The sequence below is a fragment of the Veillonella sp. genome (assembly GCF_018381775.1).
In the GTDB taxonomy this organism is placed as follows: Bacteria; Bacillota; Negativicutes; order Veillonellales; family Veillonellaceae; genus Veillonella.
The window spans coordinates 1-15,715 of record NZ_JAGZRH010000007.1 but is presented as its reverse complement, the minus strand read 5'-3'; the positions used below and the strand labels follow the sequence as shown (position 1 = coordinate 15,715).

Here is a 15,715-nt window from a genome sequence, read left to right as displayed (position 1 = left end):
AGCCTCCTTCTAACCTTCGAATGGGAAGGTTTAACGTTCTACAATATTATATACATCCCGGCGGGAAACGTTAAAACGCTTTGCCACCTGGCGAATTGCTTCTTTTTTAGGTACCCCTGTATCCACAAGAGCTTGTACAGCATCTACATACGATACTGGTTCGTCTGACACTTCACTAATGTCAGATTCTACTGTATCGGCACCACCTACGATGAGGACGAATTCCCCTTTATAGGTGAGCTGTTCTAAATCATTTACAAGACTTTCCAAATCAGTGCGCACAAAGATTTCAAACTTCTTAGTCAACTCCCTTGCCACCGTAATGGAACGATTGCCAAAGGCTTCATACATATCTTGTAACACCTCTTGCAATCGATGAGGCGCTTCATAAAACATGAGTGTTCCCGTTACTTGTGAAAGTCGTTGTAATTCTTCAACCCTATGTTTCCCCCGTTTAGGCAAGAAACCAGCGAAGGTAAACGATTTGGTATCTAGACCGGATGCAATAAGCGCTGTTAACGCCGCATTTGCACCGGGTAGAGGCACTACCGTTACACCTTCTTCAATAGCTTTTGTTACTAGGTCTGCCCCTGGGTCAGAAATGGCAGGCATGCCTGCATCACTAACACAGGCAATAGACTGTCCCTCTAACAAAAGCTCAATAATATAAGCACCCTTTTCTTCCTTATTATGTTCATGATAAGAAATCAAAGGTTTCTTAATATCAAAGTGTTTTAATAGTATGCCCGTATGGCGCGTATCCTCTGCGGCGATAGCATCGACTTCACCTAAGATACGAACTGCACGATACGTCATATCTTCTAAATTACCTATCGGAGTGGGCACCAAGTATAAGGTGCCCCATTCGTTATCGTTCATACCAAGAGGACACCTCCTTCGTGTACACATTAGGCTTCTCATAAACGATAAGTGGCGGCTCTAGTACAAGGCCTGCCTGACCTTGATAAAGAGCCTCTATGAGCACCAGCTTAGCTGGCTTATTTATCATACCGTGAATAAATCGAATTCGCTTAACTTGAAAGTTAGCTGTTTCTAGTTCATGCAATACATATTGCAAGCGATTAGCACTATAAATCATCCACAAGCGACCTTTACACTTAATAAAGGACTGTACAGCTTTCAAAACCTCTTCTAATGTTGTATGTCCATCATGAAGTGCCAAGGCCCGTTCTTCAGACGTAGGCTCTGCACCGCTTTCAGAATCATAAAAAGGGGGATTTACAATAACACCATCAAAGGGCTTATCTTGTAGATCTCGGTAGGACATATGGCGATAATCGCCACACAACATCGTTACCACATCTTGTTTATGATTATGTTCTACACTACGCTGAGCTAACTCAATAAGAGTTTTGTTGATATCTATACCCGTTATATGGCCCGCTCCTAATGATGTACCAATGAGTGGCATAACACCTGTTCCCGTACCTAGATCAACATAAGAATGACGACTATTGAAATGACAAAAGTGAATGAGCGCAATAGCGTCAAAGGAAAAGCGAAACATATCAGTACGCTGATAAAGCTGTAAGCCATCTATAATTAAATCATCAAGTCGTTCTTGATCATTCATCAGGCAATGCCACCTCGGACCATTTCAAATCTATAGTACGACCAGCTTCGAGCTGCACCTTTACAGTATGCTTGTGATGATTTACCTTCAAGACCTTACCAATGCCTTCATCGGTCACGACCTCCTTACCAATACCTGGAGGCGCCACATCTTGAGGGGCTTGAGGGCGTTCCTTCTTCACGTATAGGTCTCCACCCTTTTTATATAAATCATCTTCGTAATTGAGGCAGCACATCAAACGACCACAAACACCAGAAATCTTCGTAGGGTTTAGGCTCAAGTTTTGATCCTTAGCCATACGAATCGAAACAGGTGTAAAATCACCTAAAAAATTAGAACAACATAAAGGTCGACCACAAGCACCAATCCCATTTAGCACCTTAGCCTCATCGCGCACGCCTACTTGACGTAACTCGATGCGCGTTCTAAATACAGTGGCCAAATCCTTAACTAGTTCACGGAAGTCGATACGACCATCAGCGGTAAAGAAAAATATAATCTTATTCATATCAAATGTGTATTCCACATTGATGAGCTTCATCGGTAACTTACGTTTTTCGATTTTTTCGAGACAAATTTCAAAGGCTTTTTCTTCGCGTTCTTTGTTCTTCTCAATTTGTTTTAAATCCTTTGGTGTAGCCTTTCTAATGACAGGCTTAACAGGTGTTACAACAGTATCTTCGAAGACCTCTTTTGGTCCAATCACAACTGTACCGTATTCAACACCACGTGCTGTTTCAACGATAACTCCATCTCCAATGGATAGTTCTAATTGTTCAGGCAGGAAATAGTAAATCTTCCCCGCCTTTTTAAAGCGTACGCCAACTATGGTTAGCATTTAATCCTCCTCCCGAGCATCATGAAGGGCGATACTAAGACCGTCCACCACGAGAGCGGTTTTTATATGTAAACGCAAAGCCCGTTCCGCTTGCAATGTTTCAGTAATGACCTGAGACAATGCTTGCATAGACCAGCGCGGTAATAATCGTAATAATTGAGTTTTGTACATAGGTACTTGTAATTGTCCGTCTTGAGCTCCCATTTTAAGAGCCATCATATCTCTACTCACAAGGCGCAGCCAGTGCATTAACTCTGTTAGACTTTCACGAGGTAAGCTTTCACAAGCTAGAGAAATCATAGAAAACCATCTCGTTTCAAAGGCGAGCATGTCCATTACCTTAACAGCTAACTCTAGCATCTCAATACGACCTTGAGTGGCCAACTTCTCCACTAATTGTGGATTACCGTGACCGGCTAACAAGGCTTGTTCTATATCACCAGCAAGACCTCGTGCTACGAGAGCCTTGCGAATAGTATCTATATCAACACTATTAAAACCAATGCCCATACATCTTGAAATGATAGTTGGTAACACAGTGTTAATCTTGTTCGTAATTATGATGAAATACACCTGTTCAGGTGGTTCTTCAATGGTTTTTAACATGGCATTTGCCATAACTGCATTGGCCGTGTGAAAGTCCTCCACAATGACAACGCGGTTCCCATTCCCAGCCACAGACAGATGGTCTTGTAATAAGGAATACCACTGCTCCACCTTTAAGGTCGTCTTCATGGGACGAATCCAAAAGGCATCACCCTTATCCATATAGATAGGCAAACCTTCTGCTTCGATGCGTTTTTCAGTCTCACCATTAGCAAGACGTGCTTCTTTAACGTCAGCTAAATATGATTCTCCCTTGGGTTGAGAGAATACTTGACGTCCTAATAATAAGGATGCCAAACCGATTGCCATATCTAGTTTACCAAGACCTGCTTCACCATAAAACAAAAGACTATGTGGCAATGCATTGCGACTTACAAGTTCCGATAGGTGTGCCTTGATCGAATCTTGACCAATTATAGAATCAAAATATGTCATAGCCCCTCCTATCAATACATGCTCAATATTAATATTATATAAGAAAAAGGCGACTTTTAAAAGAGTCGCCCTATCCTAAGGTAGTAGATTTACTACAGCTTGATATACATCGTTATGAATTTCTTCAATGGTGCGTAATGCATATTGACTGGAATCATCTTTTGTAGCACAAGGAATACGGTGCCATTGATAGCGTTCTACTAGCTCTTCATAGGCATCGTGAACGGCTACTAAATACTGATGATTTCCTTCATGAATATCCCCTGTATTACCTCCCGTTTTACCAGTGCGCTCTGCCATAAGGGCTTCACTCACTTCAAGAGGCATATCTAATAAACATACTGCATCAGGTGTAGGCAAGCCAAATTTTTGAAACTCAAAATCTTCAAGCCAATCTAAAAAAGCAGTACGTTCTTTAGGATCGTCGTATTTTACCATTTGATGGACCATATTAGACGTCGTATAGCGATCTGCAATGATGATGCCCCCATTTTCGTAAAACTGTTCCCAATCAGTTCTAAAGGAAGCAAATCTGTCGATAGCATACATAGAACTTGCCACATAGGGATTTACATCATGTACATCTTTGCCAAATTCGCCGGCTAAATACATTTTGATAGGCATAGCAGCGCCACTATCGTAATTAGGGAAGCTTACAGATTTAACTGCATGTCCTTCCTTGGTTAAGCGTTCTACTAATAGTTTAGTTTGCGTAGCTTTGCCACTACCATCTCCGCCTTCTAATATAATTAAAGTCCCCATAATTACTCCTGTATTACCCAAATCGTTTCTAATGTCATATCATCGGCTCCATTCGGCACATAACCTAGAGCCTTTCGATTCTCTATATATTGTAACACAGACTTACTAATCACTTCACCTACGGCTACACAAGGAATCCCTGGAGGATAATAAGCTATAGTCTCCCCAGCAATACGATGTAATGCTTCACTTAACGGAACCTGCTCACGATGAGCATACATGGCATTGCGCGGTGTCACACGAACTTGAGGCAATGGTAACAGCGCGGAATCTTTACTAAGTGATTGAACCGCCTTATCATTTGTAGCTGCATCTCTAGAAGCCTCACATAATACATCATCACTTACAGCTTGTACAGCCTTAATAAGAGCATCTACCGATTCTTTTGTATCACCAATTGTAATAAGCACTAGTACATGATGAGCTTGCACCAGTTCTACTTCAATACGTTGTTTTCGCAACATACGTTCAAACTCAACACCGGTTAAACCGAGTTCTTTTGCATCGATTAATACTTTAGTAACATCATAGTTTGTAACCCGGTCTTGAATATCTGTGTATTCCATAGTAGTAATACCTGAAATCTTATTGAGCTCATTACGCAAATATAGGCTCAATTCTACGGTTCGACTTATTAGCGCCTTACCTTCGGTGGCTAATTGATGACGCGCCATATCTAAGGAGGCAAGGAAAATATAATTAGGACTCGTACTTTGTAGTATTTGATGCATTTGCGTAATACGACGTTTATTAATTCTTTCACCTTGTCCTAATAGCCAAGAGGTTTGTGTCAAAGAACCTACCGATTTATGCGTGCTTTGTGCCACTAAATCTGCACCTACCGCAATGGCTTCAACAGGTAAATTTTCTGAAAATGGTAAATGAGGTCCGTGCGCTTCATCAACAAGAACTATTAAACCTCGTTTATGTGCTTCTTTTACAATATTTACAATATCTACACCTACACCATAATAATTTGGGTAGACTAAGAGAATCGCCTTAGCCTCTGGGTGCTCCTCCATTGTTCTAACTGCATCTTCTAAAGATGCTCCTAAAGGAATACCCCATCGCTCATCAAACTGACAATCCATATAGACAGGCTTTGCACCAGATAAGACTAAACCACTTATAACGGAACGATGCGCTTCACGAGGAATGATAATGGTCTCATCAGGACCTACAGATCCCATAATCATGGCTTCGATCAAGGCCGTTGTACCATTGATGGAAAACCAACAGTGATCAGCACCATATAACTCAGCTGTTAAGTCTTGTGCTTCCTTTAATTCCCCTTCTGGCTCATGTAAGTCATCTAAGGCGTACATAACACCTAAATCATATAGCAATGCTGGTCCCATCCAGTCTTTTAGTCGCTGAGGCGCTTCAACACCAATTTTATGACCTGGTGTATGAAAGGGCACAAAGTGTTGTTCTTTATATGATTCTAAGGCCTCTACAAAAGGCATTCTTTCTTGATTACTCATATATACCTCGTAAAAAAGGCATGAATCTCAATGAGACTCATGCCCTTTTGCATGTTATTTATCGCTGTGGACGACGCTTAGGATTAAACTGATTCATCCCTTTGTCTATGCCCACCTCTAAAGTACCTAATACAGCTTTTACTGTGTCTTTGATACCTTTTTGTACTTTCTCTTGTGATTCTTCGCTAAATGGTGCTAACACGTGGTCAATGACAGTCCATTGTGGTAATGGACGACCAATACCTACGCGAAAACGTGGAAAATTTTCTGTTCCAATATGGGAGATTAAAGATTTAATCCCATTATGCCCACCAGAACTACCATTTGGTCGAATACGTAATTTGCCTACTGGTAAATCCATATCATCATAAATACAATACACATCAGATGGATCGATCTTGTAGTATCGCATTAATGGACCTACAGATTCGCCACTTGCATTCATAAATGTTTGAGGCTTTACAAGCAATACCTTTTCACCAGCTACATTAATACTGCACACCTCTGCCTTTTGTTCCTCTCTCCAAGGAGTGTGAGAAACGCTATCCGCAATGGCATCGATGACCATAAATCCAATATTATGTTTTGTTACTTCATATTGCTTACCTGGGTTACCAAGGCCTACTACTAACTTCAAGAATCACCTATTATTTATCAAATAAATTACTTACTGAAACTTCATGAAAGATACGCATGATTGCTTCGCCTAACAATGGGGCTACAGATAATTGCGTTACATTATCCAATTTGCAATTTTCTGGTAATGGCATTGTGTTTGTTACGATAAGCTCTTTAATGTTGGAGTTTGCAATGCGTTCACTTGCTGGATCTGTTAATACAGCATGGGTAACGGCAGCCATAACAGATTTTGCACCAAATTCTTCTAATGCTTTAGCACCTTCTACAAGGGAACCTGCTGTGTCTACAATATCATCAACAATGATACAGTTTTTACCTTTTACATCACCAATAAGGTTCATAACCTTAGCAACACCTGGTTCAGGGCGTTTTTTCTCAATGATTGCGATTGGCGCACCAATGCGGTCAGCCAAATCACGAGCTCTTGTAACACCGCCAAGATCTGGAGATACTACAATAACATCTTCAAGATTTTTTTCATTAATGTATTTAGCTAAAATGGATGCACCATATAAATGATCTACTGGCACATCGAAGAAGCCTTGAATTTGACCTGCATGCAAGTCAATTGTTACAAGACGTGTAATACCAGAAGTTTGCATCAAGTTTGCTACTAATTTTGCAGTAATTGGTTCACGACCACGAGTTTTGCGGTCTTGGCGAGCATAACCGTAGTAAGGAACTACAGCTGTAATATGACGAGCAGAAGCACGTTTTAACGCATCAGCCATAACCATTAATTCCATTAAATTATCGTTTACAGGATAGCTTGTTGGTTGAATGATAAATACATCTTTGCCACGTACGCTTTCATCAATCATAATTTGTACTTCGCCATTGTTAAAGCGACCTACAAATGCTTCACCTAAAGGCAAACCTAAATAATCACAAATTTCCTTTGCCAATGCAGGATTTGCATTACCTGTGAAAATCTTGAGTTTTTTGCCGTCTTCAAATGCCATTTTGTTACCCTTTCATTTGTTCCTATACTGGTTACTTATCCATAATCATCCATTACAGATACACACTATTGCCTTTTTATTGTATACTATTTTGCTCAAATTGTGTTAAAAATTTATAATATTTTTTTATTTCTTTTTGAAAGTATCGTCTGTTACCCAATTTTCTTTCACAATTTGCTTGCTACGACCTACGGCTAACGCCTTATCTGGTACATTTTTAGTAATGGTAGAACCTGCACCTACATAGCTATAATTACCTACTGTCACAGGAGCTACTAGATTACTATTACAACCTACAAAAGCACCATTGCCAATTGTCGTACGATGTTTAACTTTGCCATCGTAATTTACAGTAATCGTACCACATCCAATATTAACGCCAGAACCTACGTCGCTGTCGCCGATATAAGATAGATGTGGGAACTTAGTGCCTTCCCCAACATTGGAATTTTTAACCTCTACGAAGTTACCTACATGAACCTTATTGCCAAGCACAGTATTAGGACGTAAGTGAACATATGGACCTACATCTACGCCATCTTTGACTTCACAATCATGACCATAAGTGAAGTGGATAATCGTATCATTACCAACTTTCACATTAGTTAAACGAGTATGGGGACCAATTTCACAACGCTCACCTATTACAGTATTACCTTCAAGGATTGTACCAGGATGCAAAATTGTATCGGCGCCTACTGTTACTTCAGGAGCTACGTAAGTATTTGCAGGATCAATAATAGTTACACCAGCTGTCATTAACTCAACATTTTTACGATGTTTTAAAATGGATTCCGCTTCTGCTAATTGTAAACGAGAGTTTACGCCTAACGATTCTTCAAAATTCTTTGTCATATAGGCGCTTACCTTATCGCCACCCTTTACAAGAATACCAACTACATCTGTGATATACAATTCACCTTGTGCATTATCATCAGATAGTTGATCTAAGCAAGGCCATAACTTTTTGCTATCAAAAGCGTACATACCAGTATTTACTTCTTGAACGGCTAATTCCTCTGGTTTGCCATCCTTTTGTTCTACAATGCGAACTACGGAACCAGCTTCATTACGAATAATGCGACCATAACCTGTTGGATCAGGCATATGTGCTGTTAAAATCGTAGCAGCTGCACCAGAGTTTTTATGCTCCTCTAAAAGAGCTTCTAAGCTTTCCTTCGTAACGAGCGGAGTATCACCACACAACAATAAGATTGTACCATCATAATCACCAAGTACTGGTTGAGCCATTTTTACGGCATGCCCTGTACCATTTTGTTCTTCTTGACGAACAAATTCAGCGCGTTCACCTAAATAATTTTGTACTGCATCACCACCAAAACCTACGATAACCACATCGCGATTTGTACCGATTGACTGAACGGTTTCAAGCACGCGCTCTACCATAGCTTTACCGCCAACCTTGTGCAATACCTTTGGCAGTTTAGATTTCATGCGCGTACCCTTACCAGCAGCTAAAATGAGACTTGCAATATTCATAGTAATCTCCTATCTATTATCTATCATCTCTTATATGTTTGATATTTTAATATTAATTACATTTTTAACCCATTGGCTAATATTTAATATAAAACTATTATACCAACCTATTATGTACTTAATATTAATCTTTACTCTTCATCAAATACTGGTTCAATACTTATTTTCTTTGTGTTTTCATCGATACCATAGAAGGTAAATAATGATTCATAATCATCAATTAATTTTGGGTTTGGTTCTGCCGTTGATACAAGAACACCCGTACCAACTACAATACCACTCATTTCAAGAACAAGTTCTTTAAGACCTTTTGCTGTACCTCCAGCTTTCATAAAGTCATCGATAATTAAGACCCTAGCATTCGGTGGAATAGCACGTTTAGTAAGCGTCATAATTTGAATACGACCAGAGGAGCCAGTTACATAGTTAATACTAATAGCAGACCCTTCTGTTACTTTACTATCACGACGAGCAATAACGAGAGGTTTATTAAACGCTCTAGCCACCATGACAGCTAAAGGAATCCCCTTCGTTTCAACCGTCAAAATATAATCTGGATTGCGGTCCATAAAGCGAGTCATTATAATTTCTCCAAGACGAGTCATTACATGCCAGTCATACAAGATATCAGACATATAAATAAACCCACCAGGGATAATGCGATCTGGTTCCATTAAACGAGCCTGTACATCTCGTAGAATATCATTTGCTTGAGTACCCTTCCGATGAGGAATAAAACGTACCCCGCCTGCCACACCAGCCACTGTTTCTAATGTGCCCAGTTGAAAGTGTTCCATAGACTGTCTAACACAGGTTAAATCTTCACTAACTGTAGATTTAGCCATGCCAAAGAAGTCACAAAAATAATTTAAAGGAATCAATTTTTGCGGTGAATCAACTAACAATTTTGTCATTGCCACCATTCGTTCCACACGCCGTACTTTATCCATAGAATTTCCTTTACCATTCATCATATAACTATTGATTGTACTCATTCAATAAAAATCATGAGTTATCTCAAATATATCTATTATTTATTATACCATAATTTCCGAATATTCGAGGTTATAAAAACACTATAATTCGGCAAAATAAAAAACTCTCTAGACCTCATATAATACTGTAAAATTTGACTTTATAGTCTATTACAATAATATATGAACTAGAGAGCTTTTATTATAAAACGTAAACCTTCACAGTTTGACGACCAAACTGCAATGCTTCAGAACGTGAATCGTAGGCTAAATCAATTCTATGACCTTTAATAGCACCACCAACATCATCAGCTACAGCATAACCATATCCTTCAATGTATAATCTCGTACCTAATGGAATTAATTTTGGATCTACAGATACAATTCCCTTCTTCAAGCGACTACCTGTAGCCGTATAATTTCCATTTCCAGGATCTTGAGCAGAATATGCACTAGCCTGCATAGTTAACACTCGAGAGTATTTATTCGGCACACCATCATGACTTAATGCTGTACCATGACCACCATATCGAGTCTCCATCTTTTCTAAAGCATTCATTGTTGCAGGACCAACACGCCCATCGACAGCAAGTCCCTTTGACTTTTGAAATTTTCGTACGGCCTGTTCTGTGTTATGACCATAAATGCCATCTACAGAATCATGCAAAAAACCTTGATGCTTTAACATTGTTTGCACCTTACTTACATGGTGCCCCCGTTGTCCCTTATCAATCGTTTTCGCCAATGAAATAGATGATACCATTGTAGTCATACAAACAAGCGTACATGCAATAATTATTTTTTTAACCATATACACCCCACCTTACGACAAATAGTATACTATATAGTTTTAAATAATCTATAAACCATATTGAGATAGTAATACAAAAAATGCATGTATAACGCAATTAATTAACTACATTTCAACTATAATACTATATATATATCATAGAAATCTAAGATACCAATGAAACAAAATCTCCATTATAGACTACTTTATCTAAGAAAAATATAATTTAACATTAGATGTATGGGAGTCAATAATGGAGACTTTACTAATACTATTTAATTTTAGCAGTTATGATACAAACCAATATGACACTCTTTACGATTAGCACCAACTATACGTAAGTATGTATAACCTATAATGGCAGAAATAATAGAGCCGATTAATACCCCACCCTTAGCCATCTCTTGAGCATGACCTGGATCAAAAGCTAAAACGGAAACAAATATACTCATAGTAAAACCAATACCACATACAATGGATGTACCATAAATAAATTTCCAGTTAGCTTCTGCTGGCATAGGTACAATACCTAACTTAATCATGCCAAACATAGCACCAAAGATACCGATTTGTTTCCCTAAAATAAGACCTAGGGCAACGCCTAAAACAACTGGATGTGTTAAATCTGCTACACCAAATCCACCAAGACTTACACCGGCATTAAAGAAAGCAAAAATAGGAACAATAACAAAGCTTACCCAGTTAGATAAATAATGTTCCCAATGTTGCATTGGTCTAACATATTTACGACCAATCTTGCCCCGTTCAGGAATTGTCATCGCCAAGATTACGCCTGCCATTGTAGCATGTAAACCAGAACGAAGAATACAGTACCATAAAATGATACCAAGAATAATATAAGACAAAGATCTAACGTAACCAGACCGATTACAATAAATCAATAAGCCCGTTACAATAACAGCACCTACTAGATAAAAAAGATTAAGATTCGATGCGTAAAAAATAGCAATAACAATGATGGCAATTAAGTCATCAATAACCGCTAAGGCTGTTAAAAATACCTTCATAGAGTTAGGAACTCTAGAGCCTAATGCAGTTATAACACCTATAGCAAAGGCAATGTCAGTCGCTGTTGGAATAGCCCAACCATGAACATAAACTTCACTAGAACCAGCAATAAGATAATAAATAATAGCCGGTACTAATACACCGAATAATGCAGCAATACCAGGCATGATACGCTTAGCATTCGTATTAAGTTCACCACTTACCAATTCACGTTTTACTTCTAACCCAACAAAGAGGAAGAAAATCGCCATTAATGCATCATTAACCCACTCCATCGTTGTTAATGGACCTAGTTTTAAATTAACCAGCGACATATATTGTGTTGCCAATGGAGAGTTTGCTACGATTAATGCAATAAGTGTAGCTCCTAGTAAAACAGCAGTAGCCGAACCAGGAGAACGTAAAAATACAAATATCCGTTCCATATGATTCCTTCCTAATATAATACGTTTATTATTTGTGCTTAAGAGTTCTTATTTTGTAAGCCACAATTAATACTATAGCACCTAATAAACCAGAAATAATAGATCCTATAAAGATACCAATTTTAGACATTTCTTGAGTTACACCAGGTGGAAATGCCAATGTAGCTACAAATAAGCTCATAGTAAAACCAATACCACAAACAATGGCCGTACCATAAACTTCTGGCCATGTTGTATTAGTAGGCATCTTAATAATCTTAGATTTAACTAAAACGAAAACAGCAGAGAAAATACCAAACTGTTTACCTAAAATAAGGCCTAATGAAACGCCTAGTACAACAGGATGGAATAGGTGATCTGCTGAAACATCAGCAAAGGATACACCAGCATTTAAGAAACTAAATAAAGGAATAATCAAGAAATTAACCCAATGCTTCAGTTTATCAGCCCATTTATGCATAGGATATACTGTTTCTCCATCAAGTTTACCTGCTGCGGGAATCGTCATAGCTAAGACAACACCTGCAATGGTTGCATGAACACCAGACTTTAATACAAAATACCAGAGAACTGCACCTAATACACCATATAATACAGGTCTAACATATCCCTGTTTATTAGTATACCATAATGCACCTGTTACGATAGCAGCACCAATCAAATAAGGGAAATCAACGCCGGCACCATAAAAAATGGCTATAACAATAATAGCGATTAAGTCATCAATAACAGCTAATGCAGAAAGAAATGCTTTCATAGCTTGTGATACTCGCTTGCCTAGCATCATAATTACACCTATGGCAAAGGCAATATCAGTAGCTGTTGGAATCCCCCATCCATGAGTATACTCAGGCACAGATCCAGCAATTAAGAAATATACTAAGGCTGGTGTCACAACGCCTGCAAAGGCAGCTAATACTGGTAGCAGTCGTTTTGAATTTGTATTCAGCTCACCATCAATCATTTCGGATTTAATTTCTAGCCCCACATATAGGAAGAAGAGCGCCATTAACCCATCATTTACCCACTCCAATATATCCATAGGGCCCCAATACACATGCATTAAGGAGAAATACTGTTCTGCTAACGGAGAATTTGCTGTAATAACACCAAGAATAGCGGCAAGTAAGAGCATAATACCGCCAGATGATTCAGACTGAATAAATGCTTTTATATAATTCATAATAACTACCACTTTCTTAATTATAAATATAAATACAGATTTTCATACATAAAAACTATTTATTTAAATTAATTATATCATTTCACTTCGAAAATAATCAATAAAGTAATAATGAAGCATGCTGATTAGCTACATGAAGAATATAATAACTTAATGATTAAATCCTCTAATTAAAGAAATAAAAAATACAACTAGAGGAATAGTTAAACAAATACCTGCTATAGTATTTGTAACTGGATTGGACCAAAGTGGCATAATAAATCCAAGTAATACTAAGGTACCACAACAGATTGGTGTATGCCAAACATGTTTTATCTCAGCCGATACTTTAGATTCTGTAGCACTAGCTCTGCCAAATTTCTTTTTAATAGTCATAATAATACCAGTCACAATGCCTACAATAAGAACAATATCCCAGATGGCCCATAATATTTTAAGAGCCATCGTATTATGATTATGAATATGGAGATTAATCATTGTAGTCATGCCTGTAAAATACCAGGGGATATTTTTTGTAGAATACATATCCTTAGTAGAATCAGTATATAAATTAGCATAGACTGGTTGGCCCAAAAACAAAGCTGGATCATCATCATTTTCAGCACCTAAATAAAATGCATAATGATGATTATTAAATTTAGATGGATAATCTATAGATATAAGCTGACGATCTGGGTATGCTTTCATAATTCGAGAGATAGCTTCAGATGGTTGTAAAATGTCAGATTGACCAACTGAAAGTTCTTGCTTTGCAGTGTGTAGTACATCTTCATTATAGCTGTCATTAGCAATAAAAAATCCACCTATCCATACACCTGTAATACATAAGATAAATCCCCATACAGTAGTAACCATAGCAAATTCTCGGTGTAATGTACTTAATTTCATATAGTTAGACAATACAGTAGATTTAGCAAAGCTTTTACGAAATGGACCATATAAAAAAATACCAGAAATAATAGATAAACTACATATAAAAGATAAAATCGTTACAATATAAATTCCTGTTTTGCCAAGATCTAATCGAGTATGTAATTGGTGAAGCGTATGTAACACACTTCGAACCCAAGGATGTGCAGGCGTTTCATGATGCATAGTAATAAGCTCCTTTGTTTTAGGATTATATAATGCATAATCCCCTCCCATCCCCATACGCGCTGGAGGTGCTACAATTGCGGAAGAATCAATAATACGATACCGTAAAATATGTGCAGCCCCCATAGCTGGAGAAATATTTAAAATATCCTTAGACGGATATTTTTCTTTCACTAATAGGGCACCTTCATCAGCATAATTAAAAATAGACATTTCTTGTTGGCTCATCGCCATTGATAACGAAGAATGATGTGACCCTCCTTGAGCCCATGCATTTAATTCAGTTCGGAACATGAGGATAAGTCCTGTAATACAAAACATTAAGAAAAATAGCACAGAAACTATAGATAACCATTTATGAATTTTATAAATTGTTGACATACATATGCCTCCTTCCTCATTATTTTATACATCTATTCTTATATCAATACAATACAGCAACCACTATGGGTATAGAGTATATAAACAAGCTCCACTTGAATGTATATATTATAGTATGATACAATATGTACATCATGCGGGCGTAGTTCATCGGTAGAATGCGAGCTTCCCAAGCTTGAGAGGAGGGTTCGATTCCCTTCGCCCGCTCCATATATAAAATTCCGTGATGTGATATACATCACGGTTATTTTTTTGTATAATGATATAATAAATATAAATTTATATTGTATATTTTTTACAAGGAGTACTCCATGAAATTAAGCGCAAGAAACCAATTAAAAGGTACAATCGTTGAAATTCAAGAAGGTGCTGTAAACGCAATTGTAAAGATTAATGTAGGTAACGATAACATTCTTACAGCTGATATTACAGTTCAATCCGTTAAGGAATTAGGCTTAACAGTTGGCAAAGAAGTTGTGGCTGTTATCAAATCCACTAGCGTAATGGTTGGTGTAGAATAATAAAACTAGAGTCGCTTCGGCGGCTCTTTTTTGTATATAAAATAATTTTGAAATAAATAATTATAAATAAAAATGAGTCCTGTAAGCTATTTTAAAGTAGCTTATAGGGCTCATTTTTATATAGATACTACAATAGAAGATATATTAACAGGTTTATGAACTTATTTAATTTCTTTTTATATGCGATACTATAGGTACTTCGCACTAAGATATCATTTAAAACTAGTTTATTTACATAATTTAAAGTAACTCAACTAATCTACGGTTCGGTAACATGGGCACGTTGTGCCGCGTTACCGTATGAATATAGTTTTCCTCCTACCACTAGCCGCGGCTTCCTATCACACTCGCCCATGGAAGTAGTTAAGACTATGATCTAAATTAAAATATATACCTTAAGGGCTTCGTCGAACCTGATGCAATGGACGTACGCGTCGCTGCGCTCCTTTACGCCCTATTGCCCTAGGCTTCCCACGCCGTCTGTATTGTTAAATACA

The 15,715-nt window shown here is 37.8% G+C and carries 15 protein-coding genes and 1 tRNA gene; 2 read left to right on the top strand and 14 right to left on the bottom strand.

From position 1 onward, the window contains the following. Positions 1-30: 30 nt before the first annotated feature. From rsmI to KH109_RS05450, 14 genes are all read right to left on the bottom strand, one after another. Positions 31-879, bottom strand: coding sequence for a 16S rRNA (cytidine(1402)-2'-O)-methyltransferase (rsmI, locus tag KH109_RS05515; RefSeq protein WP_295216583.1), 849 nt, complete (start codon positions 877-879; stop codon positions 31-33). Then, on the bottom strand, positions 869-1,594 hold the full coding sequence (locus KH109_RS05510; protein WP_295216580.1) for a methyltransferase domain-containing protein: 726 nt from the start codon (positions 1,592-1,594) through the stop codon (positions 869-871). Before KH109_RS05510 ends, rsmI begins: the two co-directional genes overlap by 11 nt. Continuing rightward, on the bottom strand, positions 1,587-2,432 hold the full coding sequence (locus KH109_RS05505) for a stage 0 sporulation family protein (RefSeq protein ID WP_295216578.1): 846 nt from the start codon (positions 2,430-2,432) through the stop codon (positions 1,587-1,589). Before KH109_RS05505 ends, KH109_RS05510 begins: the two co-directional genes overlap by 8 nt. Next, complete coding sequence (locus tag KH109_RS05500) at positions 2,433-3,473, bottom strand: DNA polymerase III subunit delta' (RefSeq protein WP_295216575.1); 1,041 nt, start codon at positions 3,471-3,473, stop codon at positions 2,433-2,435. A gap of 75 nt (positions 3,474-3,548) precedes the next feature. Continuing rightward, positions 3,549-4,235, bottom strand: coding sequence for a thymidylate kinase (locus KH109_RS05495; RefSeq protein WP_295216572.1), 687 nt, complete (start codon positions 4,233-4,235; stop codon positions 3,549-3,551). Positions 4,236-4,237: 2 nt separating this feature from the next. After that, positions 4,238-5,719: an aminotransferase class I/II-fold pyridoxal phosphate-dependent enzyme gene (locus tag KH109_RS05490; RefSeq protein ID WP_295216570.1), complete on the bottom strand. Its 1,482-nt coding sequence runs from the start codon at positions 5,717-5,719 to the stop codon at positions 4,238-4,240. A gap of 58 nt (positions 5,720-5,777) precedes the next feature. After that, positions 5,778-6,356 (bottom strand): aminoacyl-tRNA hydrolase, encoded by a 579-nt coding sequence (pth, locus tag KH109_RS05485; protein ID WP_024064295.1) that lies wholly within the window; start codon positions 6,354-6,356, stop codon positions 5,778-5,780. Positions 6,357-6,366: 10 nt separating this feature from the next. Further along, positions 6,367-7,320, bottom strand: coding sequence for a ribose-phosphate pyrophosphokinase (locus tag KH109_RS05480; protein ID WP_005387130.1), 954 nt, complete (start codon positions 7,318-7,320; stop codon positions 6,367-6,369). 126 nt (positions 7,321-7,446) lie between these two features. Further along, entirely contained in the window at positions 7,447-8,820 is a 1,374-nt protein-coding gene (gene glmU, locus KH109_RS05475) for a bifunctional UDP-N-acetylglucosamine diphosphorylase/glucosamine-1-phosphate N-acetyltransferase GlmU (RefSeq protein ID WP_295216566.1), read from the bottom strand. 131 nt (positions 8,821-8,951) lie between these two features. Beyond that, positions 8,952-9,770, bottom strand: a complete 819-nt coding sequence (gene purR / locus KH109_RS05470) for a pur operon repressor (RefSeq protein ID WP_295216563.1) — start codon at positions 9,768-9,770, stop codon at positions 8,952-8,954. Positions 9,771-9,996: 226 nt separating this feature from the next. Further along, positions 9,997-10,605 carry a peptidoglycan-binding protein gene (locus KH109_RS05465; protein WP_295216561.1) on the bottom strand — a complete coding sequence of 203 codons (609 nt, stop codon included), beginning with the start codon at positions 10,603-10,605 and terminating at the stop codon, positions 9,997-9,999. Positions 10,606-10,865: 260 nt separating this feature from the next. Beyond that, complete coding sequence (nhaA, locus tag KH109_RS05460) at positions 10,866-12,038, bottom strand: Na+/H+ antiporter NhaA (RefSeq protein WP_295216559.1); 1,173 nt, start codon at positions 12,036-12,038, stop codon at positions 10,866-10,868. Positions 12,039-12,066: 28 nt separating this feature from the next. Continuing rightward, positions 12,067-13,221 (bottom strand): Na+/H+ antiporter NhaA, encoded by a 1,155-nt coding sequence (gene nhaA / locus KH109_RS05455; protein WP_295216556.1) that lies wholly within the window; start codon positions 13,219-13,221, stop codon positions 12,067-12,069. A 150-nt stretch (positions 13,222-13,371) separates the two neighbouring features. Further along, a complete protein-coding gene (locus KH109_RS05450) occupies positions 13,372-14,697 on the bottom strand; it encodes a PepSY-associated TM helix domain-containing protein (protein ID WP_295216553.1) in 1,326 nt (441 codons plus the stop codon). Between the two features lie 136 nt (positions 14,698-14,833). Between KH109_RS05450 and KH109_RS05445 the strand changes: the two genes are divergently transcribed. Both KH109_RS05445 and KH109_RS05440 read left to right on the top strand, forming a co-directional pair. Further along, positions 14,834-14,907: transfer RNA gene (locus tag KH109_RS05445), tRNA-Gly, on the top strand. A 101-nt stretch (positions 14,908-15,008) separates the two neighbouring features. Further along, complete coding sequence (locus KH109_RS05440) at positions 15,009-15,218, top strand: TOBE domain-containing protein (RefSeq protein WP_105085362.1); 210 nt, start codon at positions 15,009-15,011, stop codon at positions 15,216-15,218. Positions 15,219-15,715 lie beyond the last annotated feature (497 nt).

Excerpts from the sequence above, each read along its gene's own strand:
- rsmI (WP_295216583.1), bottom strand. The coding sequence starts at position 879 with ATGAACGATAACGAATGGGGCACCTTATACTTGGTGCCCACTCCGATA.
- KH109_RS05510 (WP_295216580.1), bottom strand. The coding sequence starts at position 1,594 with ATGAATGATCAAGAACGACTTGATGATTTAATTATAGATGGCTTACAG.
- KH109_RS05505 (WP_295216578.1), bottom strand. The coding sequence starts at position 2,432 with ATGCTAACCATAGTTGGCGTACGCTTTAAAAAGGCGGGGAAGATTTAC.
- KH109_RS05500 (WP_295216575.1), bottom strand. The coding sequence starts at position 3,473 with ATGACATATTTTGATTCTATAATTGGTCAAGATTCGATCAAGGCACAC.
- KH109_RS05495 (WP_295216572.1), bottom strand. The coding sequence starts at position 4,235 with ATGGGGACTTTAATTATATTAGAAGGCGGAGATGGTAGTGGCAAAGCT.
- KH109_RS05490 (WP_295216570.1), bottom strand. The coding sequence starts at position 5,719 with ATGAGTAATCAAGAAAGAATGCCTTTTGTAGAGGCCTTAGAATCATAT.
- KH109_RS05480 (WP_005387130.1), bottom strand. The coding sequence starts at position 7,320 with ATGGCATTTGAAGACGGCAAAAAACTCAAGATTTTCACAGGTAATGCA.
- glmU (WP_295216566.1), bottom strand. The coding sequence starts at position 8,820 with ATGAATATTGCAAGTCTCATTTTAGCTGCTGGTAAGGGTACGCGCATG.
- purR (WP_295216563.1), bottom strand. The coding sequence starts at position 9,770 with ATGGATAAAGTACGGCGTGTGGAACGAATGGTGGCAATGACAAAATTG.
- KH109_RS05465 (WP_295216561.1), bottom strand. The coding sequence starts at position 10,605 with ATGGTTAAAAAAATAATTATTGCATGTACGCTTGTTTGTATGACTACA.
- nhaA (WP_295216559.1), bottom strand. The coding sequence starts at position 12,038 with ATGGAACGGATATTTGTATTTTTACGTTCTCCTGGTTCGGCTACTGCT.
- nhaA (WP_295216556.1), bottom strand. The coding sequence starts at position 13,221 with ATGAATTATATAAAAGCATTTATTCAGTCTGAATCATCTGGCGGTATT.
- KH109_RS05450 (WP_295216553.1), bottom strand. The coding sequence starts at position 14,697 with ATGTCAACAATTTATAAAATTCATAAATGGTTATCTATAGTTTCTGTG.
- KH109_RS05440 (WP_105085362.1), top strand. The coding sequence starts at position 15,009 with ATGAAATTAAGCGCAAGAAACCAATTAAAAGGTACAATCGTTGAAATT.